The organism is Vicinamibacterales bacterium (assembly GCA_036496585.1).
Taxonomy (GTDB): domain Bacteria; phylum Acidobacteriota; class Vicinamibacteria; order Vicinamibacterales; family 2-12-FULL-66-21; genus JAICSD01.
The window spans coordinates 162,057-186,723 of the sequence record DASXLB010000066.1 but is presented as its reverse complement, the minus strand read 5'-3'; the positions used below and the strand labels follow the sequence as shown (position 1 = coordinate 186,723).

13 protein-coding genes and 1 pseudogene are annotated in these 24,667 nt (G+C 67.2%); 8 read left to right on the top strand and 6 right to left on the bottom strand.

Annotation, left to right across the window (positions count from 1 at the left end; translation table 11 throughout):
* Window positions 1-161: 161 nt before the first annotated feature.
* From VGI12_19540 to VGI12_19530, 3 genes and pseudogenes are all read right to left on the bottom strand, one after another.
* The gene (locus VGI12_19540; protein ID HEY2434875.1) at window positions 162-1,898 is read right to left on the bottom strand and encodes an OmpA family protein; all 1,737 of its coding nucleotides are present in this window, start codon (window positions 1,896-1,898) and stop codon (window positions 162-164) included.
* A 78-nt stretch (window positions 1,899-1,976) separates the two neighbouring features.
* Window positions 1,977-2,786 (bottom strand): twin-arginine translocase subunit TatC, encoded by an 810-nt coding sequence (gene tatC, locus VGI12_19535; GenBank protein HEY2434874.1) that lies wholly within the window; start codon window positions 2,784-2,786, stop codon window positions 1,977-1,979.
* A gap of 107 nt (window positions 2,787-2,893) precedes the next feature.
* Window positions 2,894-3,085 (bottom strand): annotated as a pseudogene (locus VGI12_19530) (TatA/E family twin arginine-targeting protein translocase).
* A gap of 43 nt (window positions 3,086-3,128) precedes the next feature.
* On the opposite strand from VGI12_19530, the gene VGI12_19525 reads away from it, so the two are divergent.
* From VGI12_19525 to VGI12_19510, 4 genes are all read left to right on the top strand, one after another.
* Window positions 3,129-4,763, top strand: coding sequence for a S41 family peptidase (locus VGI12_19525; GenBank protein HEY2434873.1), 1,635 nt, complete (start codon window positions 3,129-3,131; stop codon window positions 4,761-4,763).
* A 351-nt stretch (window positions 4,764-5,114) separates the two neighbouring features.
* Window positions 5,115-8,825: a chromosome segregation protein SMC gene (gene smc / locus VGI12_19520; protein ID HEY2434872.1), complete on the top strand. Its 3,711-nt coding sequence runs from the start codon at window positions 5,115-5,117 to the stop codon at window positions 8,823-8,825.
* 84 nt (window positions 8,826-8,909) lie between these two features.
* Window positions 8,910-10,022 carry a M48 family metalloprotease gene (locus tag VGI12_19515; protein HEY2434871.1) on the top strand — a complete coding sequence of 371 codons (1,113 nt, stop codon included), beginning with the start codon at window positions 8,910-8,912 and terminating at the stop codon, window positions 10,020-10,022.
* 129 nt (window positions 10,023-10,151) lie between these two features.
* Window positions 10,152-10,532 carry a hypothetical protein gene (locus tag VGI12_19510; GenBank protein HEY2434870.1) on the top strand — a complete coding sequence of 127 codons (381 nt, stop codon included), beginning with the start codon at window positions 10,152-10,154 and terminating at the stop codon, window positions 10,530-10,532.
* Window positions 10,533-10,541: 9 nt separating this feature from the next.
* Here the strand turns inward: VGI12_19510 and VGI12_19505 are convergent, their stop codons facing one another.
* Window positions 10,542-12,893 (bottom strand): VWA domain-containing protein, encoded by a 2,352-nt coding sequence (locus tag VGI12_19505; protein HEY2434869.1) that lies wholly within the window; start codon window positions 12,891-12,893, stop codon window positions 10,542-10,544.
* A gap of 64 nt (window positions 12,894-12,957) precedes the next feature.
* Between VGI12_19505 and VGI12_19500 the strand changes: the two genes are divergently transcribed.
* The 3 genes from VGI12_19500 to VGI12_19490 all read left to right on the top strand — a co-directional run bounded on the left by VGI12_19500 (window position 12,958) and on the right by VGI12_19490 (window position 19,503).
* Window positions 12,958-15,657 (top strand): M14 family metallopeptidase, encoded by a 2,700-nt coding sequence (locus tag VGI12_19500; protein ID HEY2434868.1) that lies wholly within the window; start codon window positions 12,958-12,960, stop codon window positions 15,655-15,657.
* An 88-nt stretch (window positions 15,658-15,745) separates the two neighbouring features.
* Window positions 15,746-18,400 (top strand): M14 metallopeptidase family protein, encoded by a 2,655-nt coding sequence (locus VGI12_19495; GenBank protein HEY2434867.1) that lies wholly within the window; start codon window positions 15,746-15,748, stop codon window positions 18,398-18,400.
* 35 nt (window positions 18,401-18,435) lie between these two features.
* Entirely contained in the window at window positions 18,436-19,503 is a 1,068-nt protein-coding gene (locus tag VGI12_19490) for a zinc dependent phospholipase C family protein (GenBank protein HEY2434866.1), read from the top strand.
* Window positions 19,504-19,512: 9 nt separating this feature from the next.
* On the opposite strand, the gene VGI12_19485 is transcribed toward VGI12_19490, so the two are convergent.
* Both VGI12_19485 and VGI12_19480 read right to left on the bottom strand, forming a co-directional pair.
* Window positions 19,513-20,961 carry an RNB domain-containing ribonuclease gene (locus VGI12_19485; GenBank protein HEY2434865.1) on the bottom strand — a complete coding sequence of 483 codons (1,449 nt, stop codon included), beginning with the start codon at window positions 20,959-20,961 and terminating at the stop codon, window positions 19,513-19,515.
* 10 nt (window positions 20,962-20,971) lie between these two features.
* On the bottom strand, window positions 20,972-23,059 hold the full coding sequence (locus VGI12_19480; protein HEY2434864.1) for a winged helix-turn-helix domain-containing protein: 2,088 nt from the start codon (window positions 23,057-23,059) through the stop codon (window positions 20,972-20,974).
* Between the two features lie 86 nt (window positions 23,060-23,145).
* Between VGI12_19480 and VGI12_19475 the strand changes: the two genes are divergently transcribed.
* Window positions 23,146-24,648, top strand: a complete 1,503-nt coding sequence (locus VGI12_19475) for an amino acid permease (protein HEY2434863.1) — start codon at window positions 23,146-23,148, stop codon at window positions 24,646-24,648.
* The last annotated feature ends 19 nt before the right edge of the window (window positions 24,649-24,667 follow it).

Sequence of the window (24,667 nt, the reverse complement as noted above, 5' to 3'; positions counted from 1 at the left end):
GACGGCCAGGAGCGCGCCGAGAGCAACGGCGGCCACAGCCACGGGCACGGCGAGCGACGCCGGCACAACGGCGAGAACGCCGGCCTGCCACAAGGACAGGCCGGCGCCGCAGAGCAGAACGAAATAGGCAGCCAGGTAGAGGTGGATGAATCTCACAGACGTTACCGCTGCAGGTTCACCACGAGAGCCGCACGGCGGTTGAGCCGGCGGGTTTCTTCACGCGAGTTGTCGTACTTCGGACGTTCCTCGCCGTAGCTGATGGTGCTGAGGCGGTTGGCGGCAATGCCGCGGCTGGCCAGGTAGGCCTGCACCGCGTTCGCGCGCCGGTCACCGAGCGCGAGGTTGTATTCCGCCGTGCCGATGTTGCAGGTGTGCCCTTCGATCGTGATCTTCAGGTTCGGGTTGTCCTGCAGCGAACGAACGGCCTCGTCGAGCGCGCGCACCGCTTCCGGCCGCAGGCTGTAGCGGTCGAAGTCGAAGTGCACGTCTTCGAACACGATCTCCTTGACAGCTTCCTTGATGACCTGGATCGTCACGACGTCCGACGCCGTGCCGCCCTTGCCGTCGCTGCAGCGAATGGTCACCGGTACCGGACCCTCGACCATCGGCGCCGTCCACGGCGTCTGCCGCGCGTTGGGCGAGGTCAGCGATCCGGCGGGCGCGCTCCATGTACAAGTCAACGTGTCGCCATCAGGATCCGTCGCGTCGGCTGTGACCGTCGACGTCTTGCCGACATACACCGTGCACGGATTGCAGCTCGCCTTCACGGTCGGCGGGCGGTTCTGCGGCGCCGTCGGGGCTGGCGGCGGGGGAGGCGCCGGCGGGGCGGGTGGCACATAGACGCGCACGCCCGGGTGATAGCCGATGCGCCCGACGATGTCCATCTTGTCGCCGGCGCCGTTGCCGTACTGGCTGAGGTATTGGCTGCGCGTATCGACGGTCGGCCGGTACGTCCAGCCGAGGCCCGCGAAGAAGCCGTTCTGATGCTGCCAGGTGAGGCCGAGGTCGATCTGCACCGGCGACTTCACGTTGTACGCGAAGCCCGACGGCAGAAAGGAGCCGTCGTCGCCATTGAGCTGTTCTTTCGTGTGCAGCGTGCTCTTGGAGTACGCCTCGCCGCTCAGTTCCGCGGTAAGGCGGAGCGACTTGCGCGACGGCAGCCCAGCGCCGAAACCCCAGCGGAATCCGTTCGTCGACTCCACGGCGTCGGGCTCCGACCGGAAGATGAAGCCCGCGTAGCCGGACAGTTCGACCCGCTGATTGAATTCCTTGCTGACGATGCCGTCGAACGCGATGTCGACTTTGCCGCTGCTTGCACCGTTGTCGACGCTCCCCGTCGGCAGTTTCACCAGGAACCGCAGGGCCTCCGACACCGGTTTCTGGTCGTATTCGGAAGAGAGGTTCACCTTGGCGCCGAGCCAGAAGTCGCCGACGGCGTTGCCGCTCCAGCCTGTGCTCGCGAGCGGGCTGGCGGGCGCGGCGGCGCCGGCAAAGGGCTGCACGGCGAGAAAGAGGGGCCGGATATCGCGGTCGACTCGATTCACCGCGATGAACGAGCCGAAGATCTCCGCCTTGTTGCGCAGGCCGAAGCCGAAGGTGATCGGCCACTGCGAGATATCGCTGAACCCCTGGGTATCGTCAAAATTGACGCGGTACGCGCTCACCGAGTACTTGCGGTCGGGGAGCACCTCCGCGGTCGGCACGTTCCACAGGCCGGTATCGCCGAGAAACGTGGTCGTTGCCGGGCGGGTCTCTGTGGAACTCGTGGCCGCGGCTGGCTGTGCTTGAGCCGGCTGTGGCTGCGCCGTCGTCTGGGCAGCGGCCGGAGCGGCCATCGCCAGTACGACACAGCCGGGGGCCAGGGCCTTCAGGCACCCTTTGGCCATGGACAGTTTCATACCCTACACCTCATCCGATCCCATGGTAGAGCTCCGGGACAGCCGTGTCAAAGGTTTAGACCGACAGGCGGTTTGTTTTCAACTTTTTACAGGGTCCCTTCGCCTTTGGAACATAAAGGCGATGGCAATACTAAGGATGTAGAGCGCCAGCATCGGCACCGCGAACACAATCGTGGACATCGCGTCGGTGCCGGGGCTGACGACGGCGGCGACGATTGTAATGATGAGCACGGCGTACTTGAAGTGCTTGAGCAGGAAGCCGCCGGTCACGACACCCATGCGGGCGAGGAAGAAGACGAGCGTCGGCATTTCGAAGATGACGCCGAACCCAAGCAGCATCTTCGAATAGATGCCGAACGCCTCGTCGACCTTCGGCACAAAAACCATGTAGTCGTTGGCGAAGCTGGCGAAGAATGCCCACGTCCAGGGAAACGCGACGTAGTGGGAAAAGAGCCCGCCGAGCACGAAGAACACGGTGGAGAGCACCACGAATGGAATCGCGAACTTTTTCTCCTGGGTGTAGAGCCCGGGCGCGATGAATTTCCACACCTGATAGAGGATCAGCGGCGACGCGATGAAGACGCCGGCGATGAAGCCGATCTTGATGTAGAGCATGAACGGCTCGGCGCCGCTCGTGAACATCAGCTTGGCCCCGCCGTTGGGCTGCTGCGCGAGCATCGTGTACATCGGCTTCATGATGAAGTCGAAGATCTTCTGGATGAAGATGTAGGAAACGATGCATCCGGCCAGCAGGGACCAGCAGATGTAGATCAGGCGTTTCCGGAGCTCGTCCAGGTGCTCCAGAAACGACATCTTCGATCCGGAATCGGCAGACTCCGGATCTTCATCGTCGCCGGACCTGGCGCTGGGGAACGGCACGAGCGCCATCGCGACGCCTACGCGCTGCCGTTCTGGCGGGGCACGTTACCGATTGAGTGATCGGTGCCGGTCGCGGGAGCGCTGTCGTGGAAATCCGCGACCCGCGGGGGCTCCTGCTTGTCCTGCTTCCGCTCTTCCGAGCGGATTTCCTCGTCGAGCGTGTTCTTGAGCTCGTTGGAAGCGCGCTTGAACTCGGCGAGGCTCTTACCCAGCGATTTTCCGAGTTCCGGCAGCTTGCGCGGTCCGAACACGATGAGGGCGATGACGAAAATGATGATGAGTTCCGGAGTGCCGACAGAGCCAAACATGGTGCCCGAATTATACACCTCGAAGTCTGTTAGCATTCGATCCATGCGTACTCCCAGGTTTTTCGTGGTCGCGGCCCTCGCCATCCTGCTCTCGGCGGTGGCGGGCGGCTTCTACGGCGGCACTGCGCAGGCCACCCAGGACCAGATTTCCCAGCAATACCGCGTGTTCACCGCGGCGCTGACCGCCGTCGACCGCGAGTACGTCGAGCCGCTGCCCTCCGACCGCCTCGTCTATGACGCGATTGGCGGCATGCTGCAGACGCTCGATCCGCATTCGAGCTTTTTCGACCCCAAGCAGTACGCGCAGATGCGCGAGCGCCAGGAAGGCCGCTACTACGGGATCGGCCTCTCGATCCAGACGATCGACGGCGACGTCACCGTGATGTCGCTCTTCGAAGGATCGCCCGCCTATCGCGCCGGCATCCGCCGCGGCGACGTCATCGCCAAGGTCAAAGGGGAAGACGCGAAGGGCTGGACGACCGAGCAGACCGCGAAGCAGCTGAAGGGCCCCAAGGGCACCAAGGTCGGCATCGCGATCCGCCGGCCTGGCTACGACAAGCTGATCGACATGGACGTCGAACGCGACGAGGTGAATATCGTCACCGTTCGCGGCGTGTTCATGATCGACCAGCAGACCGGCTACATCAAGCTGGGTGACTTCTCCGAGACGTCGGCGAAGGAGGTCGGCGACGCCATCGACGCACTGAAAGCCAAGGGGATGAAGCGCCTGGTGTTCGACCTGCGCGGCAACCCCGGTGGTCCGCTCGATCAGGCGATCCGCATCGCCAACCGGTTCCTGCCGCGCGGCGACATGATCGTCTACACGCGCGGCCGCGTCCCCAACATCGACGCCGACTATCGCGGCCAGGACGAGCCCGATTTCAGCGGGCCGATGATCGTGCTCGTCAACCGCAACAGCGCGAGCGCCTCGGAGATCGTCACCGGCTCGCTGCAGGATCACGACCGCGCGCTGATCGTCGGGGAGACGACCTTCGGCAAGGCCCTCGTGCAGTCGGTCTATACGATCTCGGAGAAGGCAGGCCTGGCCTTGACGACCGGCCGCTACTTCACGCCGAGCGGCCGGATGATCCAGCGGCCGTGGGACAACGCCTTCGACGAGTATCTGACCTACACGCTGCGTGATCAGACGGAGAAACGCGACCACAATCCGGCGCAGCTCAAGTACACCGACGCCGGGCGGAAGGTGTACGGCGGCGGCGGCATCGAGCCGGATCGGTTCTTCGCGGGCCCCGTCGAGGGCTTCAATCCGACGCGGTTCGGGCGCTCGCTGTATCAGCGCGGCGCCTTCGCCAATTTCGCCGAGCGCTTCACCGCCGAAGGGGACACGCGCATGAGCGCCGCCTCGGCCGGGCGCAAGCAGGTGAGCCGCGGCTTCGCGGTCACCGACGCGATGGTCGCCGACTTCAAGCAGTCACTCGTCGAACAGAAGATCCGGATCGACGAAGACGCGTGGACCAAGGACGCCGAGTTCGTCCGCGGCATGATCCACTTCGAAATCGACAGCGCGCTGTTCGGCGTGGCCGAAGCCCAGAAGAACCTGGTCACCCACGATCCGCAGGCGCAGTTCGGGCTCGCACAGTTCCCCGAGGCGATCAAACTGACGGAGCTCTCGAAGACCCGCACGTCAACCCGGGGGGGCGCGCCAAACGGCCAGTAACCGGCAGCCATCGCGCCGCCGGCGGTGTCATCGAACTGGGGCACTGCACCTATTACTTGTGCCCTCAGATAGTGCTTGCCCCTAGGTATGGGGCATTGTTAGACTGACGACCGTTTACCGGACCCCAGGGGCCATCCCGCGCCGCGGGATGTTGGGAGCCGGGCTTCAACGGTCGTTTGTCCAGTCGTCGTCTCCACACAAGTTTGCTGGTCGAAGCGAACCCAGCCGCTTCCTTGGGAAGAGGTGTGGCCGGACCTGACACGTCCGGTCTGCGGGCTGGTCGATCGTCGTGTTTTCGACCGGACAACAAACGGGTAGGCCGGGTCGTGCAGACCCGACAACGAATCTAATATGCGTTTAAATCGCCTCGAAATTTCCGGCTTCAAGAGCTTTGCCGAGCGCTCGGAGCTTGCGTTCGATACCGGGGTGACCGCCATCGTCGGTCCCAATGGGTGCGGCAAGAGCAACGTGGTCGACGCCATTACCTGGGTGCTCGGCGAGCAGAGCGCCAAGAGCCTGCGCGGCGAGCACATGCAGGACATCATTTTTCAGGGGAGCGACGCACGGAAGCCCACGTCCGCGGCGGAAGTGCGGTTGCGGCTGAGCGGCGTGGCCTCGCGCGTGCCCGGCAACGGCTCCGTGAAACCGTGGGTGCTGCCGCGCGGCGAGGCGGCGGTGGCTGCCGCGGCCGGGGAGCTGGTCGTCGAAGTGCCGGCAGGGGTGCCGGGATCGGCGGAGCCGCTCGACCCGGACGCGGTCGATCCGCTGATCGTTCGCGACGTGGAGCTGTCGCGGCGGCTGTATCGCTCGGGCGAGAGCGAATATCTGATCGACGGCGAGGTCGTGCGGCTGAAGGACGTTCAGGACCTGCTGATGGACGCGGGACTCGGCATCAAGGCCTACGCGGTCATCGAGCAGGGCAAGATCGGGCAGATCCTCAGCGCCCGTCCGACCGATCGGCGGCAGTTGATCGAAGAAGCGGCCGGCGTGACCAAGTACAAGTCGCGCCGCCGCGCCGCCGAGTTGAAGCTCGAAGCGGCGCAGCAGAACCTGACCCGTGTCGACGACATCATCTTCGAGGTCGAGAAGCAGCGCGGGGCGCTGAAGCGGCAGGCGGCCAAAGCGCGGCGCTACCGGCGGCTGCGCGACGAGCTGCGACGCTGGGAAAAGGTGCAGTTCGCGCAGAAATACCGGCGCCTCGGCGAGGCAATCGAGGCCGCGCGGACGCGGCTGGCCGATGCGCGGGCCCGCGAAGCGGCGGCCGCGGCGCATTTGGCGGGCGTCGAAGCGGCGCTCGAAGGCCTCCGCCTCGAACTGACCGAGGCCGATGCGCACACGACCGCCGCGCGCGAGGCGGCGCACGCGCGCGAGCTGTCGATCGGTCGTCTGCAGCAGCAGGCCGCGTTCGATCGCCAGCAGGTCGAGACGCTGTCGGCGTCGGCGGCCGCGCTCGACACGGAGATCGCCGGCCTGGCGGCGCGCCGCGATCCGGCCCGCGTCGAGATCGAGGACCGGCGCGCCGCCGCGACGCGCGCCGTCGACGACAAACAGCGCGCCGCCGGTGCCCTGGCGGCCGAGGAAGAAGCCTATGCGGCCGCGACCCGCACCATCGAGGGGCTCGAGGCGGACGTCGAGGCGGCGCGCAGCGAAGTCTACGCCGCCGTCACGGCTGCGACGGCCCTGCGCCATGCGATGGAGCACGCCGCCGCGGCTCGCGTGCGCATTGGCGAGCTGCTCGCCAAGCTCGACGTCGAGCGTCACGATCTGCAGCTCGAGGCGGAGCGCGCGTCACAGGACCGCGCGGTGGCCGAAGAGGGCCTGCGCACGGCGGGCGCGGCGATGGAGACGCTGCACCTCGACCGCGCCGCGCGCGAGTCGCAGCTGTCGGTGGCGCGCCCCAGCCGCGACGCGCTCGTCCGGGAGATGCGTAGCCGCGAGCACGATCTGGCGGGTGTCAGCGCGCGGCTGACGTCGCTCGAGGAGCTCGAGGCCGCCCGCGCCGAGTATGGCGACGGCGCGCGGATGGTCCTTGCCGAGTCGGGCGAGGCGCTCCGCCACCTCGGCTCGGTCGCCGACTATGTCGACGTCGATCGGCAGTTCGAGCGGGGGCTCGACGCCGCGCTCGGCGACCTCCTCCAGCACGTCGTGGTGCGGACCCACGAGGATGCGGTGGCCGGGCTGCAGTTCGCGCGCGAACGCGCCGCCGGCCGAGTCAGCTTCCTAGTGGCCGGCGACGATCCTGCGGCGGCGGTGCGGCAGCTGGTGTCGAGCGTGCGATTCGCAGGCAGCCGCGACGAGGCGCGCCGCATCGCGCTCGAGACCGGCGGCGTCGCCGCGACCGCCGACGGCGAAGTGTTCCACGGCGTCGACCGCGTCGAGTGGGGTGCGCGCGCCGAGGCGCGCAGCATTCTGACGACCAAGCGTGAGATCAAGGAGTTGCGCGAGCGCGCCGACGCCGAGGAGACGCATCTGGCGCGGCAGCGCGAGGAGGCGGCGTCGCTCGACGTGGCGATCGCCGCCGCCGAATCGGCGATCGCCGCGCTCGCGGCCGAGCTGCACCGTCAGGAAAAGGCGATCGTCGGCTACGAGCTGCAGCAGTCGGCCGGCCGCGAGGCGTCCGAGCGGGTAGCGAGGAAGCAGGAGCAGATTGGCGTCGAGCGCCGCAGCGCCGGGGACGAGCTGCGCACGCAGGAGCTGCGCGAGGAGGAAGCCGGCCAGTCCATCCAGCGAATCGAGGCCGAGCAGAAGGCCGCCGACGAACAGTTGTCGTCGGCCCAGCGGAGGCTCTTCGAGGGACGGGAGGCCGCCGCCAACCAGGCGGGCGTGACCGCCGAGGCCAAGGCGGCGCACGCCGCCCTCGTCGAGCGCAGCAGCGCCCTGACGATCGAGGTGCAGCGGCTCGAGGAGGCGGCGCGCGAGCTCGAAGCGAGGTTCGTCAACCGCTCCGACGAACTCCAGCGCCATACGGCACACCGCGAACAGCTCCGCGGCGGCATCGCCGCCGCCGAGCGCCAGCTCGACGAAGACCTCCGGACCTTCGACGACCTCAAAGACCAGGTCCGCGCCGCCGACGACGCATCGCAGGAGCTGCGCGGACGCTTCGAGGCGCAGGACGCGCAGATCCGTGAGGCGCGGCGCGCGCTTGAAGCGGTCCGCGATCAGGCCTCGGGTCTCGAAGTGCAGCGCGCCACCGCGGAATCGGACTTGTCGCATCTGGCGACCGCCTGCCAGGACACCGTGCAGGCGACGCTCGACGAGGTGGCGTCCGAGGTCGAGCAGATGGAGAGGGAAGGGCTCGAAGCGCACGAGATGCCGGAAGGAAGCGAAGCCGGCGAAGGCGACGAAGGCGCCGCCGAAGGATCGGTCGAGCCGCCCGCAGATCTCGCCGCGAGCCCCGCCCAGGCCGCGCCGGCCCGGACGCTGACACCGGACGAGATGGTCGGCGACCTGCGCCAGAAGATCGAGCGCATGGGCGCGGTCAACATGATGGCGATCGACCAGTTCGACGATCTCGAGTCGCGCCACACCTTCCTGACCGCCCAGCGCAAGGACCTCGTCGACTCGATCGCCTCGACCAACGACGCGATCAGGAAGATCGACAAGACGACGCGCGAACGCTTCCAGGAGGCGTTCACGGTGATCAACCAGAATTTCGAGAGGACGTTCACGACGCTCTTCGGCGGCGGCAAGGCCGGCCTCGTCCTGCTCGACGACAGTGACGCGCTCGAGAGCGGCATCGACATCATCGCCTCGCCGCCTGGCAAGCGGCTGCAGAGTATCCAGCTGCTGTCGGGCGGCGAGAAGGCGCTGACCGCGATGGCGCTCATGTTCGCCATCTTCGAGTACCGGCCGAGCCCGTTCTGCCTGCTCGACGAAATCGACGCGCCGCTCGACGACGCCAACATCGGCCGCTTCGTCGAGATGCTGCAGGGCATGCAGCAACACACCCAGTTCATCCTCATCACCCACAATCGCAAGACGATGGAGATCGCAGATCGTCTTTACGGAGTGACGATGGAGGAGCCAGGCGTCTCGAAGTTGATCTCCGTACAAATGAATTAAGAAGGAGAGAAGAAGGGCGAAGGAGGGAAGGGGACGGTTCCTTCGGCTCCTTCGCTCCTTCGCCTCCTTCCCTCCTTCCCTTTTGTGAACGAAGACAGGGCGTCTCGTTACCATCGACTGCGACGGCGTGCGGCGCTGGCGTCGACGGTGGTGGGCGCGGCAGGGCTGGGGATCCTGGTGGCCACTCCCGCATCGCTGCGGCTCGCGGCGTGGGCGGGATCGGTGGCTGCTCCGCTCGTCTGGCCGGTTCGGCCTGTGCTGGCCATCATCCTCTACGTCGGCGTGCTTGCCCTTGCGTGGGAGCTCCTGTCGGGTCCGCTGGTCTTCTACCGCACGTTCCTGCTCGATCGAAAGTACGGCCTGTCGTCGGAACCGGCGTCGAGGTGGTTCGTCGATCATGCCAAGGCGCTCGCGCTCGGCCTGGCCCTGACGCTGGCGTCGGCCGTCGCCGTCTACGTCACGATGTGGCTGTCGCCGGCGATGTGGTGGGTGATCGCAACGGGGCTGTTCATCGCGCTGGCGGTACTCATCTCGGGAGTGGCGCCGGTCTGGCTACTGCCGATCTTCTATCGCTTCCAGCCGCTGACCCGCGAGGAGCTGCGCGAACGGCTGCTGGCGCTGTCGAGCCGCGCCGGCGTGGAGGTGATCGGCGCGTTCGAATGGGGGCTCGGCGAAAAGACCTCGCGCGCCAACGCGGCGCTGGTCGGCGCCGGGCGGACGCGCCGCATCATCGTTTCCGACACGCTGCTGAAAAATTATTCGGAGGACGAGATCGAGGTGATCCTGGCGCACGAGCTGGCGCATCACGTCCACTACGACATCTGGACGGCCTTGGCGCTCGAGGCCGTCCTCGTCGCGGCCGCGCTCCTCGGCGCGCATCTGGCTGGCACGCGCGCCGCCGTCGCGATCGGGGCTCGCGGTCTGTCGGATCCGGGCGCCCTGCCGCTGCTGATCCTCGCCGGCGGCGCCGTGTCGATCCTCCTGGCGCCGATCTCCAACGCCTGGTCGCGCTTCAACGAGTTCCGCGCCGACGGTTTCGCGCTGAAGCTGACTGGCCGTCCGGCGGCGTTCGTCAGCGCGATGAAGCGTCTCGGGGCGCAGAATCTCGCCGAGGAGCGCCCCGCCCGGCTGGTCTACTGGTTCTTCTACACGCACCCGACGATAGAGGAGCGGATTGCCGCCGCGCGTCAGGCGTAGCTTCCCCATCCGGCGGAATTCGCGACGGCCATGCTCACGCCTCGATGCACCGGCCTTGTGCTCCCCGGGCGGCCTTTCTGCCGTCGTCATTCGACGTGTTACGGTAGCGCGTTGGTCGAGGAGGTTTGAGTGGAACGATCCGCGGCCGTAGCCCTCTACGAAAAGGTCGTCGCGCAGCTGCCGGGCGTGGAGCGCAAGGGCGACACCATGCCGTACACGTCGCTGAATGGCCACATGTTCAGCGTGCTGCACAAGGACGGCAGCGTCGCCTTGCGTCTACCGGAGGCAGCAGGTGAGGCATTCCTCAAGAAATACAAGACGACCCACCCATCGCAGTACGGCCTCGTCCAGCGTGAGTACGTGGTGGTGCCCGATGCGCTGCTGGCGAAGACGGCCGAGCTGCGACGCTTCTTCGAGATCAGCCGCGCTTACGTCGAGTCCCTGAAGCCGAAGGCGACCACGAAGAAGAAGCGCGCGAGCGTGGGGGCGCGGAGAAGGAATCCGAAGTAGCAGCGGGAATCACTTCACTTCGCTGGCGCTCGCCTTGAACTGCCGCGGATTGCTGTACCAGGCGGTGGCGTCGATCGTCTCCACGCTCACGCCCTGCGGGTTCCGGACGCTGTAGCGTTCTTCCATCGTGACTGGCATCATCAGACCGGTCTTGTCATCCCGCCTGTAGCGCACACGAATCGTGGCCGAGACGGTTGCCGCGCCGGAGCGCGAGACGACGCGGAGCAACGTCCGCGTCACCTGGCCGGTCGCTGGATCGATCCAGAAGTCCCCCGTCGCCGGCTGGTCGCCGGCTGTGCCGATCAGCGCCGGGGTGCGAACCTCGGTGAACGTGACGTGTCGGCCATCGCCCGTATTTTCTGCGATCGCGAATTGCGATCGCGCCTGGTTCGCCCAGCGGAGGTAGAGGAGGGGCACCATCGGGTGATTGAGCGTGCGCGTCACGGTCGTGGCGCCATTGAGGTTGTAGCGCGCTCCTTCCTCGGTGATCCGCCTGCCGATGCCCCGCGGATCGCTCTCAGCGCCGGAGAACAGATGGAGGAGCCGGTCCTGGCGATCGACGACCGGCTTGCCGTCGACGGCCAGGACGTCGCGGAACTCCACCCAGCCCTCGGCGGCATCGGGCAGGATGAGCAGTTCCGATTTGAGCTCACGCATCGTAAGCATCCGCCCGGAGACCTGCTGGTCGTACTTCTCGTCGAGAAGCAACCCGCCGCTCGGGCTGCCGTACTGTTCGACCTGGACGGCCGCCTGTGCGAGCAACGCGTCGAGCGCTGCAGATCGGCGTTCTGATCGCGACACGACAGGAGTGGCGTTCTTCGCCTCTTCGTGTGGTGCGGCGTTGTGTGGTTGTACCTCGGTCGACGTGTCTGCTGGCCTGGCGCTATTCGCCACGTCGATATACCCGACGATCGTTCCAACCTGGTTGCCGATCTGCACGGCGGCGCGCACCTCGTAGTGTCCCGGCTTCGGATTCAGGTGCATCTTCCACTCGGCCTCGTCACCCTCTCGCGCCGGCAGTTCCACCTTCGCGCGCTCTGTTCCGACCTCCTTGGAGAACTGGTCGAAGACAGAGACCAGGACGTCGGCACGCGCCGACGCCGCCAGCGGGGTCGCCAACGTGACGTCGACGCTCGAGTTCTTCGTTGTGCCAGGCGCCAGCGTCATCCGCAACGGCAGATCGGCCAGTGGTAACACCTCGGCTACCGCCCGCTCGAGCGGATCGGTCGGCGCCTTCCTTGGCCTCTCCGGGATGGCGTCGAGGTATGCAAGCCGGCTGAGTACGGACACTCCGGGACGCGTTACCTCGAACCGCACGGAGTGCGCCCGGCCGTTGCCGCGCGCCGCTCCGCGCTCGACCGCCAGCACGTAGTAGACACGGCTCTCCTCGAAGATCTCCGGGATCAGCCGCTCCGGTTGGTTCACGCCCACGACAGAGTGGCCGCCGGTGTACTCGGACAGCGTCTTGAGATTCCCTTCGCGAATCAGCCGCTCGGATGACGGCGGCCTCGAGTCACTGGGGAAGGCGTCGGCGCCGACCGCACCGGTGTCGAGCCCGCGCGGATCGATCGCATGGACGACGACGCTGCCGCGATCGATGGCCTGGAAGAGCTTCTCCCGCTCTTCGCGATACAGCCCCTCGCAGCCGCCGTGTGCTGCCGGCGAGTTCTCTGCCAGCGGCAGATCGTGGCCGATGAACAGGATCATCTTCTGGAAGTACTGCAATGGCGCGATCGCGTCGGCGATCCCGGCGAGTGTCTGAATGCCGCACAGGCCGCAGTAGCACACGGTCGACGGTCCACCGGACCCGCCTCGCATCAGCCCCTTGGGCGTCATCTGGACGTCGGTCGACCTGCCCATCTGCGCGGAGGCGACCGCAACACGCAGCCGATCGCGGTTCGCCGTCAGGCCCTGCAGCCGGTTCCCCGTGACCCCCGAGTCGAACACCACCGCGGCAAGGTCGTTCGGCCCGAGGGCATCGATGGCGGCGTTCGCAATCAGTCGCGCGGTGACCATGGGCTGCTCGTTGGGAATCGTCCAGTCCATCACGATGACGACCACCCGTCCGGGCCCGTTGCGATGATTCGTGACGGTCTCGACGTGTAGGTCGGCAGTGTGGGTCGCGGGCGCCGCTGCTGGTACTGCAGCTGCCGATGGAATGGTCACGGCCTCGAAGCCGGCGACCCGTAACGCCTTGCCGTCCTCGACGACGCGAAAGTCGTCGGCGGTCAGGCCGGCGATCGGGTGCCGATCCTTGTCGAGCACCACAACGTTGAAGCGGACGACGTCGACGCCGCCCTTGAACTGCGGCACCTGCAGCAGGAGCGCGAGCAGCGCCGCCGACAGCAGCCTGTGCGTCATCGTCGGGACGCCGCCAGTCTACACCTGCCAGCCGCGCGCGCGGCTGACGTAGAATCCAGCCGCTATGCGTCGAATGCTGACGGTGACGGCGGTCGCGGTGCTGTGCGTGTCGGTGATGAAGGCGCAGCAGCCGCGCACCGCGCACATCACCTCCCCGAAGGAAGCCTTCGGGTTCGACATCGGCGACGACTACGAGCTGGCCAACTACAAACAGATCGAGGCCTACTGGAAGACGCTCGCCAGAGAGTCGAGCCGAATGGTCCTCCACGACATGGGGAAGACCGCCGAAGGGCGGACCCAGTGGATGGCGATCGTCACGTCACCCGCGAACCACGCGAAGCTCACCCACTATCAGGACATCTCGCGCCGGCTCGGCTTTGCCGAAGGGCTGACCGACGATCAGGCCCACGCCCTCGCCAAGGAAGGGAAGACGGTCGTCTGGATCGACGGCGGCTTGCACGCGACCGAGACGCTTGGCGCGCAGCAGCTCGTCGAGATCGTCTACGAGATGGTCAGCCGGAACGATGAAGAGACGCAGCGCTTCCTCAACGACTGCATCATTTTGTTTGTCCACGCCAATCCCGACGGCAACGATCTCGTCGCCGACTGGTACATGCGGAACGCGGATCCGCTGAAGCGATCGCTCAACAACCTGCCGCGCCTCTACCAGAAGTACATCGGGCACGACAACAACCGCGACTTCTTCGCCTCGACGCAGGCCGAGACGAAGAACATCAGCCGCGCGCTCTATCACGACTGGATGCCGCAGATTCTCTACAACCACCATCAGGCGGGGCCGGCCGGCACGATCGCGTGGTCGTCGCCGCAGCGCGATCCCTACAACTACAACCTCGATCCGCTGCTGATTCTCGGCCTGCAGGCGCTCGGCACACATCTCGCCGAGCGCGCGGCAGCGGAAGGGAAGCCGGGCGTGACGCTGGCCTCGGGCGGCGCCTACGACGGCTGGTGGAACGGCGGCATCCGCAATACCGGCAACTTCCACAACATCATCGCCATCCTGACCGAGACGATCGGCAGCCCGACGCCGATGCGGGTGCCGCTGACGCCGCAGCGGCTGCTCCCCAACCGCGACCTGCCGTATCCGATCGAACCGCAGGAATGGCACTTCAAGCAGTCGATCGACTACTCGATGACCTTCGATCGCGCCATCCTCGACTACGCCTCCCGCAACCGCGAGAACCTGCTGTTCAACATTTACCGGATGGGGCAGCGTGCAATCGATCGCGGCAGTCACGACTATTGGACGCCATCGCCCTCGCGCATCAACGCGATGCCGGAGACGGGTGGCCGCGGCGGCCCTTCGGGGGCCTCAGGACAGGCACCCGCAGCCGAGCAGGCGGCGATGGCTGCGCTGCACAAACCGGAACTGCGCGACCCGCGTGCCTTCATCATTTCGTCGGACCAGGCCGACTTCCCGACCGCGGTGAAGTTCATCAACGCCCTCCGTGACGTGAACGTCACTGTCCATCGCGCCACCGCCCCGTTCTCCGTGCACGGCAAGTCCTACCCGGCCGGGTCGTTCGTCGTGTTCACCAACCAGGCCTTCCGCCCGCACGTGCTGGACATGTTCGAGCCGCAGGATCATCCCAACGTCATCGCGTATCCCGGTGCGCCGCCGACGCGGCCGTACGACAACGCCGGCTGGACGCTCGCGTTCCAGATGGGCGTGCAGTTCGATCGCGTGCTCGAGGGCGTTACCGGGCCGTTCGAGAAGGTGACAGAGGTGAACGTGAAGCCGCCGGCGACAGTCATCCCCGCGCGGTCGCACGTCTTCATCGATCGCCGCGCGAATGATGCGTTTACTGCCGTGAATCGAGTCCTTGCCAAGGGCGGGCAGGCGGGAGCGAACAACCTCGGGTTCGTGCTCATGGCGGATGACGCGACGCTTCGATCCGTCGCCCCGCTCGGCGTCACCGTGCGACCCGAGATGGACTACGGCTATGAGCCGATCCACGCTCCGCGCATCGCGCTCTGGGATCAGTACGGCGGCTCCGCAGAATCCGGCTGGACGCGTTGGATTCTCGAGCAGTTCGAGTTCCCCTTCGCGCGCGTCTACGCACCAGAGCTCGATGGCGGCAATCTGAACGCGAAGTACGACGTACTGATTCTGCCGCAGGGCGCGGTGCCCGCGGCGGGCGGCGGTGGCCGGGGAGGACGGGGTGGCGGCGGCGGAGCCGTCGACGCCATTGACATTCCCGCCGAGTACCGATCGCAGCTCGGTCGCATCACCGCGGAGACGACCGTCCCGCAGATCAAGGCGTTCCTCGACGGTGGCGGGACCGTGATCGCGATCGGCACGTCGGCGATGAATCTCGCGCAGCAGTTGAAGTTGCCGATCGAGAATCATCTCGTCGAGAACGGCGCGCCGATTCCGCCGGCGAAGTACTTCGTTCCCGGTTCGGTGCTCACGGCGAAGGTCGACACGGCGTATCCGCTGGCCTCCGGCATGCGCGAGCGGACGGATTTCTTTTTCGACAACAACCCGGTGTTCACGCTGGGTCCCGGCGCTGAGGCGGCGGGGCTGAAGGCGTTCGCGTGGTTCGATTCGCCCACGCCGTTGCACAGTGGCTGGGCGTGGGGGCAGCAGTATCTGAACGGTGGCGTGCTGGCCATCGACGCGCCGATCGGCAAGGGGCATCTCGTCCTCTACGGACCGGAAATCCTGCAGCGCGCGCAGCCGCACGGCACCTTCAAGCTGCTGTTCAACGCGATGTACCGATCGGCGGCCGCGGATCGTCAGTAACGGCGGGCCCGCTGCCGTGATCGCATACGATTCGTCGCAGGCCGTGCCGCCTCCGGTCGTGACCATCGCATCAGGTAAGATCCCCCACATGTTCAGGCAGATTGCCGCAGCGACGATGGTCGCGCTGGGTGTGGTCACACTTTCCGCGCAGTCGCGCGCGACCGGATCGGTGCCAACGCCGGCGTCCGTCTTCGGCTTCGAGCCCGGCGCCGACTACAAGCTGGCGACCTACGAGCAGTCGGTCGCTTTTTTCAAGAAGCTCGCGGAATCCAGCAAGTTCGTGAAGCTGATGGAGGCGGGAAAGACGTCGCAGGGCCGCACCATGTACTTCGCGCTGATCTCGACGCCGGAGAACCTGGCGAAGATCGATCGCTATCGCGAGATCTGGCAGCGGCTCGCGCATCCGCAGGGGCTGACCGACGCCGAGGCGCAGCGGCTCGCGCAGGAGGGGAAGGCGCTGGTCCACGTCGACGGCGGCCTGCACGCGACCGAAGTCGCCGGCCCGCAGCACACGCCGTTGCTCGCCTACGATCTCGTCAGCAGGGCCAACGAGCCCGCCACGCACGCGATGCTCGAGAACGTCATCGTCATGCTGTGGCCGACGATCAATCCCGACGGCCAGCAGATGGTCGCCGAGTGGTACATGAAGAACGTCGGCACGCCGTACGAGCTGTCCGGCCTGCCGCAGCTCTACCAGGAGTACGTCGGCCACGACAACAACCGCGACGCCTACATGCTCAACATGATCGAGTCGCGGGTGATCGAGCACACCTGGCGCCAGTGGGAGCCGCAGATCGTCTACGTGCACCACCAGTCGGGTCCGTTCCCGACGCGGATCTGGCTGCCGCCGTTCTCTGAACCGGTCGGCGTCGACGCGCCGCCGGTCATCGCGCGCGAAGTGAACATGATCGGCATGGGGATCGCCAAGGCGCTCGATGAGCATGGGAAGCCCGGCGCGACCCACATGGGCACGGCCTTCGACGCCTGGTATCCGGGCTACATCGACTACGCGCCGATCTTCAAGAACATCGCCGCCTACTGGACCGAGACGGCCCTCTATCAGTACGCGACGCCGCACGAATACACCATCAACGATTTCCCGGCGAACTTCCGCGATCTGCGTCCTCAGAGTCTGTATTCGAGTCCCTGGACGCCCGGCTGGTGGCATCTGCGCGACGCCGTCGACTACATGGAGATCGGCTCACTCGCAACGATCGAGTACGCGTCGAAGTACAAGGACTCGCTGCTGATGAACCGCTATCGCGCCGGACGCGATCAAATCGCCGCCGGCGCGACCAAAGCGCCCTACGCCTACATCTTCCCGCAGGAGCAGCGCGACCCGGTTGCGGCAGTCGAGCTGCTGCGCCGACTGGCGTTCGGCGGCGTGCGCGTGTCGCAGTTGACCGGCGCCGTCACCATCGACGGTGCCTCCTATCCCGCCGGCACCTGGATCGTCCCGACCGATCAGGAATTCGCCGCGCTCGCGCGCGAAGTGCTCGACGTGCAGCGCTATCCCGACCTGCGGCAGTATCCCGGCGGTCCGCCCGAGCGCCCGTACGACGCCGCCGGCTGGACGCTCCCAATGCAGATGGGCGTCGACGTCGAGGCGGCGGCGGCTCCGCTCGGCGCCGACGTCCGCGCGAAGATGAAGCAGTTGGGCCCGTCCCCAGACGTCAAGGTCAAGCCGACGGTGTATCCGGAGACGCCGCAGGACGCGGCGGTCTTCGACAGCGTCCCCGGTCCCGGCTTCGACAGCGAGCCGTCGGCGGCCGCGATCGTGCCGCCCCCAGGCACGCTGACCGGCAGCGGTGCGGCTCTCTCGCTCGATCCCGCGCAGAACAATACCTACCGGGCGATCAACCGCGCCTGGAGAGAGGGAGGTGCGGTTCAATTCGGCGGCGGCCGCTATATCGTCACCGGTCTCAGCGATGCGCAGCAGACCGATCTCGTCAAATCGCTCGCGCTCGTGGCCGAGCGAACGGCCGCATCCGGGGCGGCCGTGAAGAAGCCGCGCGTCGGCCTGTTCCGTCCGTGGAGCGGCAGCATGGACGAAGGCTGGACGCGCTGGGTGATGGAGCAGTACGGCTTCGAGTACGTGACGCTGCGTCCCGCCGACTTCAAGTCGCCGCTGACGGGCAAGGTCGACGTCGTGATCCTCGCCGACGACGCGCGGCTGCCGATTGAGGGGGCTGGCGGCGGACGCGGCGGCGGGCGCGGCGGTGGCGGCGGAGCGGTCCGTCCCGAGTATGCCGATCGCCTCTCGCCGGCTGATCTCTCCTCGTTCGAGCAGTTCGTGCGCGGTGGCGGCACGCTCGTCTGCCTCAACAACGCGTCCACCTTCGCCGTTCAGCAATTCAAGCTGCCTGTCAGGAACGTGGTGCAGGGCCTGAACACGAACGACTTCTTCCTGCACGGCACGATCGTCGGCGTCTCGGTCGACACCGCGCAGCAGGTGATGGCTGGAATGCCGGCGAAGGCCGCCGTCTTCGCCGACAGCAGTCCCGTGTTCGAGACGCTCGACGGATTCAGGGGAAACGTCCTGGCCAAGTATCAGGACAGCGGCTCGCCGCTGCTGTCCGGCTATCTGATCGGGGAGAAATACATGAATGGGAAGGCGGCGGCACTGGATGTGCAGGTCGACACTGGTCATGTCGTACTGATAGGCTTCCGGCCCGAGTGGCGCGGACAGCCGTTCGGCACCTTCAAGGTCATTTTCAACGCCATTCTGAGCGCCGCGCACTAGGCCGCCATTTCACGATCGCACTCGTCGCCACTGCCGTGCTTCTGCTGGCGCGATCGTCGCCTGCCTACTCCGTCCTCGCGCACGAATCGAACATCGACGCTTTGTGGGCGTCGCACATCCGGCCGCTGCTGCTCGCGCGCTACCCGGGCACGTCGTCCGATGCGCTGCGTGAGGCCCGCGCCTATGCCTACGGCGGGTCCGTCATCCAGGACCTCGGTTACTACCCGTTTGGCAGCCATTTCTTTACGAACCTGCTGCACTACGAGAAGACCGGCGACTTCGTCGAGGCGCTCCTTCACGACGCGTCCGACGTAAATGACTACGCCTTCGCCATCGGCGCACTCTGCCACTACGCCTCCGACAACGTCGGCCACGCGATTGCGGTCAACCGCGCCGTGCCGCTGATCTATCCCAAGCTGCGGCGCAAGTTCGGCGACGTCGTGCCGTACGACGAGGCGAAGAAGGAACACGTGCTCGTCGAATTCGCGTTCGACGTCGTCCTCGCGGCCAACGGCGGCTATCAGTTGCAGGCGTATCACGACTTCATCGGCTTCAAGGTGGCGACGCCTCTCGTGGAGCAGGCCTTTCGCGAGAGCTACGGCGTCGAGATGAAGGATCAGTTTCTGAGCGAGGACCTCGCGGTCGGTACGTTCCGCCACGCGGTCGGCACGACGATTCCGAACGTGACCAAGGTGGCGTGGGAGAAAAAGCAGGATCAGATTCAGCAGACGACACCCGGCGTCCTGCGGGAGAAGTTCGTCCTGGCGCTGCCGCGCACCGCCTACGAACAGGAATACGGCACCGACTACCGCACGCCGCACGGCTTGGCGCGCGTGATCGGCTGGTTGTATGTGATCGTTCCGAAAGTCGGGCCGCTGCGGCCGCTCGCCTTCAAGGTGCCGACGCCTGAGGCCGAGCGGCTATTCCTCGACAGCCTGACCCGCAGCCGCCAACGATTCGGCGTCGCGCTCGACGAGCTGCGCGCCGGCCATTTGACGCTCGCCAACCTGAATCTCGATACCGGCAGACCAGCGGTCGTCGGCGAATATCCGCTGGCCGACCAGACGCGCGCCGAACTGCAGCGACGCCTGCAGCGACGGTGACCGCCGCGGTCAGGCGCGCACGAAATCGATGTACCCGCGCGCCGGGTCGGTGCTGACCAGACGCACGCGCGTCCGATCGCCGACGTCGAGTCCTTCGGCCCCGCGATCGAGCCGTCCTTCGACCGGCATCCCGGCCAGGCGGACCCACGTCCCCTTGGGTCCGGCGCCGGTGACGATCGAATCGAACTCCTGGCCGATGCGATCGCCGAGCCAGAGCGCGGCGGCGGCTTTCTTGGTCAGCCGCTCCACCTTGTTGGCTGCGTCTTCCTGATCGGTGCAGTGCGTGGCGAGGGCTGTCAGTTGCGCGAGTGTATACGGCGTCGGCGTCCCGGCGAGGGTCGCCTTGATGAGGCGCTGCGTCAGCACGTCGGGATAGCGGCGGTTGGGCGCCGTCGAATGCGAATAGCCGTGCGCCGCCAGCGCGAAGTGCAGGCTGTCCTGGTTAGGCATTGCGGCAACGTATTCACCGCGGCCGAGCAGCTTGATGATCGCGAGGGAGAGATCGGCGAAAGCGTCGGGCGCCTTCTGACGCTCAGCCTTCAGGAACTGCTGCAGGGCGACGGCATCCGGGGCCGCCGGCAGCGTCGTGCCGTGCTGCTTGGCGAGATCGACGATGCGCGGCCATCGCTCCGGCTCGCGGACGACCCGGCGGATCGACGCCAGCCCGTGCGCGCTCAGGAATCGCGCCACCGCTCCGTTCGACGCGACCATGAAGTTCTCGATCAGCAGCTTGGCGCGATTCGGCGTCTCGGTGGCCAGCTCGCGCACCCCGTTGTCGTCGACGATCGGCTTCAGCTCGGTGCGGTCGAAGTCCAGCGCGCCGCATTCGTCGCGCTCGCGCTGCAGCCGCTGCGCGACGCCGTCCTGGAGGCGGAGCTGCGCGTCGAGTCCGGACATGTTCGACAGTGCCTTCGGCGCCGGGCCGGTGTTGTCGAGCCACGCGGCGACGGCCGAGTAGGCGAGTTGCGCCTGGTTGCGCACCAGGGCGCGATAGACCTCGGCGCCGCTCACCGTCCCCTCGGCGGTCACCGTCATGTCGATGACGATCGCGTGGCGGTCCTGCGCCTCGTTGAGCGATGTCCGGTCGGTCGACAATGTCGTCGGCAGCATCGGAAAAATCACCGCCGGCGTGTAGACCGAGGTCGTGTTGCGCTGCGCATGCTGGTCGACGGGCGAATCCTTGGTGACCACGGCGTCGACGTCGGCGATGCCGACGAGGACGCGCGTGCGGCCGCCGTCGGTGAGACAGACTTCGATCTGATCGAGATCGCGCGAGTCGTCATTGTCGATCGACGACCACGGCAGTCCGCGCAGATCCTTCACCGGTGCGCCCTCTTCGTGAACCGCGCCGTTGGCCGCCTGCGCGAGCGCGGCGGGCGAGAAATCCGGTTCGAAGCCGTTGGCGAGCATCGCGCCGCGCGCGATCGTTTCGAGCTGATGCTTTTGCGATCCGTTCACGTCGAATCTCCTAGCGCGGGGCGTTGACTGGAAGTGGCAGCCGTTCGCGCAGCTCGCGAAGCCACTGGAGCGCGACGAGCGCGGTATCGGCCCCGGCCCGGCGCTCGACGAGGATCCGTCCCGACGGCGCGACTTCGATCGCGGCCTCGTCCGGGCGATCGAGTATGACCTCGGCCGCTGCTGCGCGCGCAGACGAATCCTGGGAAAACGCCGACCGCAGCAGTCGCCGTCCGCTAGTGTAGTAGACCGAATGTCCGTCGGCGCTCCAGCGCGGATGGGTGCCGCCGTCCCGCGAGATCGGCGTGCTGCGCCCGTCGGCAGTCGAGCGCACCATGACTTCGCGGCGCCCCGACGCGGTTGATTCGAGCGCGAGCCACCGCCCGTCCGGCGAGAACACGGCCGCTGCCTCGTCGAACGGCCCGTCGGTCAGGATCCGCGTGTCGCCGGCGCCGCCGCGTGCAATGCCGACCCGCGTGTGGCCGCCGGTGTAGACCGTCAGCGCGACGCGGCCGTCGGCGGCAACCGACGTCGGGAACGCCGGCGACGGCGCGCCGGCAAGCGGGGAAGGCGCGTCGCTGGCGTCGGAGGCCACGCGGCTGAAGACATGAAACGCTGCCGGGCTGCGCGCCGAGAACAGAAGACGCTGGCCGTCGGTCGTCCACACCGGCGCGGCATGACCGCCGCCGAAGGTCAGCCGCGTCAGGCCGTTCGACTCGAGATCCGCGATCCAGATGTCGCCATTCAAGTCGACGCCCGCGGCGCGGCGCGAGTCGGGCGCGATCGCGATCGAGGTCAGCCGATCGAGCGCCGGGGCGGCGCCGCCATCCGCCCACGTCCGCTGGCCGCGTTCGGCCGGGCGGACCACGGCCAGTGCGTCGCCGCCGGCGGCAAAATCCGCCGGCCCGTCGCCGGCGGGGGCGGCGACGGCGTCCGTCGCGCCGGTGAGCAGCAGCCTCGGCTCGTCGAACGTTGCCGCCTGTACTCCGTCACCCGTGGCCAGCAGGAGATAACTGCGTCCCACTGGCGCGGCGCGGCGAACGCCGCCGCGCAGCGGATGACGGGTGCCGAGGCCTGTTCCGAGCGCCGCCAGCGATCCGTCGACGGACCCGTTCGGATCGGTCGCCACCGTGAAGATCAGACCCGCGTCGGCGACCCAGGCCGGGAACCGGTGGCGCAGTTCGCCGCGTTCCGCGTCGGGCTCGGTCAGCGGTTGCGGCGTATCGCCGCGATCGTCGACGACGGAGATGCCGCCGGCGGCCGAGGGGGCGAACGCGATGCGGCCGTCCGCGCCCCAGGCGGCGCCCGCCGGGTCCGGCGCCGGCGCGATCGTCGCGGGCGCGCCGCCGGACGCCGCGATCCTCTTGAGCGAGCCGTCGGCGAAGAAGGCGATCCAGCGTCCGTCTGGCGAGAACACGGGTGAGTGTCCGTCTTCGGTGCCCGACAGTGCGTGCGCGTCCGGATGATCGAGGGTGCGCAGGTAGAGCGCGCAGCGGCCGCTCGTGTTGTCGCAGGCCGACCAGGCGATCGCCCGTCCGTCTGGGGCGATCGCGATCGGCTGAGGCTGGCGGTCGAAGGTGGTCCCTGGCGAGGTCCGCAGCTCGAGGCGGGCCACCGCCGGCGGGTCGGGTGGGCGCTGCGACGCATCGTGCCAGACGGCCGCGACCGCTAGGCCGGCGCAGAGGGCGGCCACGCTCCACGGAATGAGCTGCCAGTCTACGGCTGCCGGCTGGGCGGAAGTCGGGCGAAGGTGGTCTGACCCCGGTCTGACCCCGGTTTGACCCCGGTCTGACCCCGGGGTGGGGGTCGGCAGGAAACGGTAGCCGCGGCGATGGACGGTTTGGACGTAGCGGGGCGACTGGGGATCGTCGCCAAGCGCCTGGCGCAGGAAGCTCACGGCTTCGGCCAGCGAGGTGTCGGTGACGAACGCATCCTTCCAGACCCGATCGAGCAGATCCTGCCGCGCCACGACCTGGCCGGCGCGGTCGAGCAGGGCCTCCAGCACGCCGAGCACCCGCGGCGGCAGGGCGATTTCCGTGTCGTCCCGCCACAGCAGGCGGCTCTCGGGGTCGAACGCGAACGGTCCGAAGCGGATCCGCATGGCTTAAGAAAACCTTAAGACATTCTTCCACCCGTTTGAAGGCCCATTCAGGACTTCCGGGGGGCAAATCGGCAAGGGTGGCTGACATGTCCATCTTTGCCACTAAGTCGATCGAGGCGATCACCCGCGAGCAGACCGAACACGGGAGCGCGGGACTGAAGCGGGTGCTCGGGCCTGGTCAGCTTGTAATGCTCGGCGTCGGCGCCATCATCGGGACCGGCATCTTCGTCCTTACCGGCCAGGCAGCGGCCGCCAACGCCGGGCCCGCCATCGTGCTCTCGATGCTCCTCGCCGGCGGCACGAGCGTGCTCGCCGCCCTCTGCTATTCCGAGTTCGCCGCCAGCGTGCCGGTCGCGGGCTCCGCCTATACCTACGCCTACGCCACGCTCGGCGAATTCATCGCCTGGGTGATCGGCTGGGACCTCATCCTCGAATACGCGCTCGGCTCGGCGACGGTAGCGGTGGGCTGGTCGGGCAATCTCGTGACCCTGCTGCACCAGTTCGGACTGCAGTTCCCCGCGAAGTGGAGCGCGGCGCCCGGCACTCTCGTGCAGCTCGCCGGGGCCGGCATGGCGCCGGCGGTAGCGGTGTTCAACGTGCCAGCGGTCATCATCACCGTTCTGGTCACGATGCTGCTGATCGTCGGGGTCTCGGAATCGGCCACCGTCAACGCGGTCATCGTCGTGATCAAGGTCGCCATCGTCCTGGTGGTCATCGCCGCCGGCGCGATGTTCATCCAGACGGCGTACTGGCATCCCTTTATCCCTCAGAACACCGGAACGTTCGGCGAGTACGGCTGGAGCGGCGTGCTGCGGGGCGCGGGTGTGATCTTCTTCGCCTACATCGGCTTCGACGCCGTCTCGACCTCGGCGCAGGAGGCTCGCGACCCGCAACGCGACATGCCGCGCGGGATTCTCGGCTCGCTGGCGATCTGCACGGTCCTGTTCGTCCTAGTATCTGGAGTGATGGTCGGGCTGGTCCCGTACCAGCGCATGCTGAACGAACCAGCGCCGCTCGTCGTCGCCGTTGCAGCCGCGGCGGCGCGCGCGCAGGGCACGGCGTGGGGTCCGTTCATGAATACGCTGACGGTACTGCTGACTATCGGCGCGGTGGCGGCGCTGAGCTCGGTGATGGTGGTGATGATGCTCGCGCAGCCCCGCATTTTCCTCGCGATGTCGCGCGACGGCCTGCTGCCCGCGTGGGCCGGCCGCGTCCACCCCCGCTTCAACACGCCGCACGTCTCGACGATCGTCACCGGTGTGGTGGTGGCGATCGCCGCTGGCGTGACCCCCATCGCCACCCTCGGCATGCTGGTCAATATCGGCACGCTGATGGCGTTCGTCATCGTATCGATCGGGATCATCGTGCTGCGCCGCCGGAGGCCCGATTTGCCGCGGCCGTTCCGGATGCCCTGGGTACCCCTGCTTCCGGCGCTCTCGGCACTCGTGGCGCTGGTGCTGATGCTGGGGCTGCCGCGCGCCACCTGGGAGCGTCTCTTCATCTGGATGGGCATCGGGATCGTCGTGTATTTCTCCTATGGCCATCGAAAGAGCCGCCTGCGCACGGCCGTGTCACCGACGCGAGCATGAGGAAATCAGATGGAGCCTA

Excerpts from the sequence above, each read along its gene's own strand:
- VGI12_19540 (HEY2434875.1), bottom strand. The coding sequence starts at position 1,898 with ATGAAACTGTCCATGGCCAAAGGGTGCCTGAAGGCCCTGGCCCCCGGC.
- VGI12_19500 (HEY2434868.1), top strand. The coding sequence starts at position 12,958 with ATGCGTCGAATGCTGACGGTGACGGCGGTCGCGGTGCTGTGCGTGTCG.
- VGI12_19475 (HEY2434863.1), top strand. The coding sequence starts at position 23,146 with ATGTCCATCTTTGCCACTAAGTCGATCGAGGCGATCACCCGCGAGCAG.
- VGI12_19505 (HEY2434869.1), bottom strand. The coding sequence starts at position 12,893 with ATGACGCACAGGCTGCTGTCGGCGGCGCTGCTCGCGCTCCTGCTGCAG.
- smc (HEY2434872.1), top strand. The coding sequence starts at position 5,115 with ATGCGTTTAAATCGCCTCGAAATTTCCGGCTTCAAGAGCTTTGCCGAG.
- tatC (HEY2434874.1), bottom strand. The coding sequence starts at position 2,786 with ATGGCGCTCGTGCCGTTCCCCAGCGCCAGGTCCGGCGACGATGAAGAT.
- VGI12_19525 (HEY2434873.1), top strand. The coding sequence starts at position 3,129 with ATGCGTACTCCCAGGTTTTTCGTGGTCGCGGCCCTCGCCATCCTGCTC.
- VGI12_19480 (HEY2434864.1), bottom strand. The coding sequence starts at position 23,059 with ATGCGGATCCGCTTCGGACCGTTCGCGTTCGACCCCGAGAGCCGCCTG.
- VGI12_19495 (HEY2434867.1), top strand. The coding sequence starts at position 15,746 with ATGTTCAGGCAGATTGCCGCAGCGACGATGGTCGCGCTGGGTGTGGTC.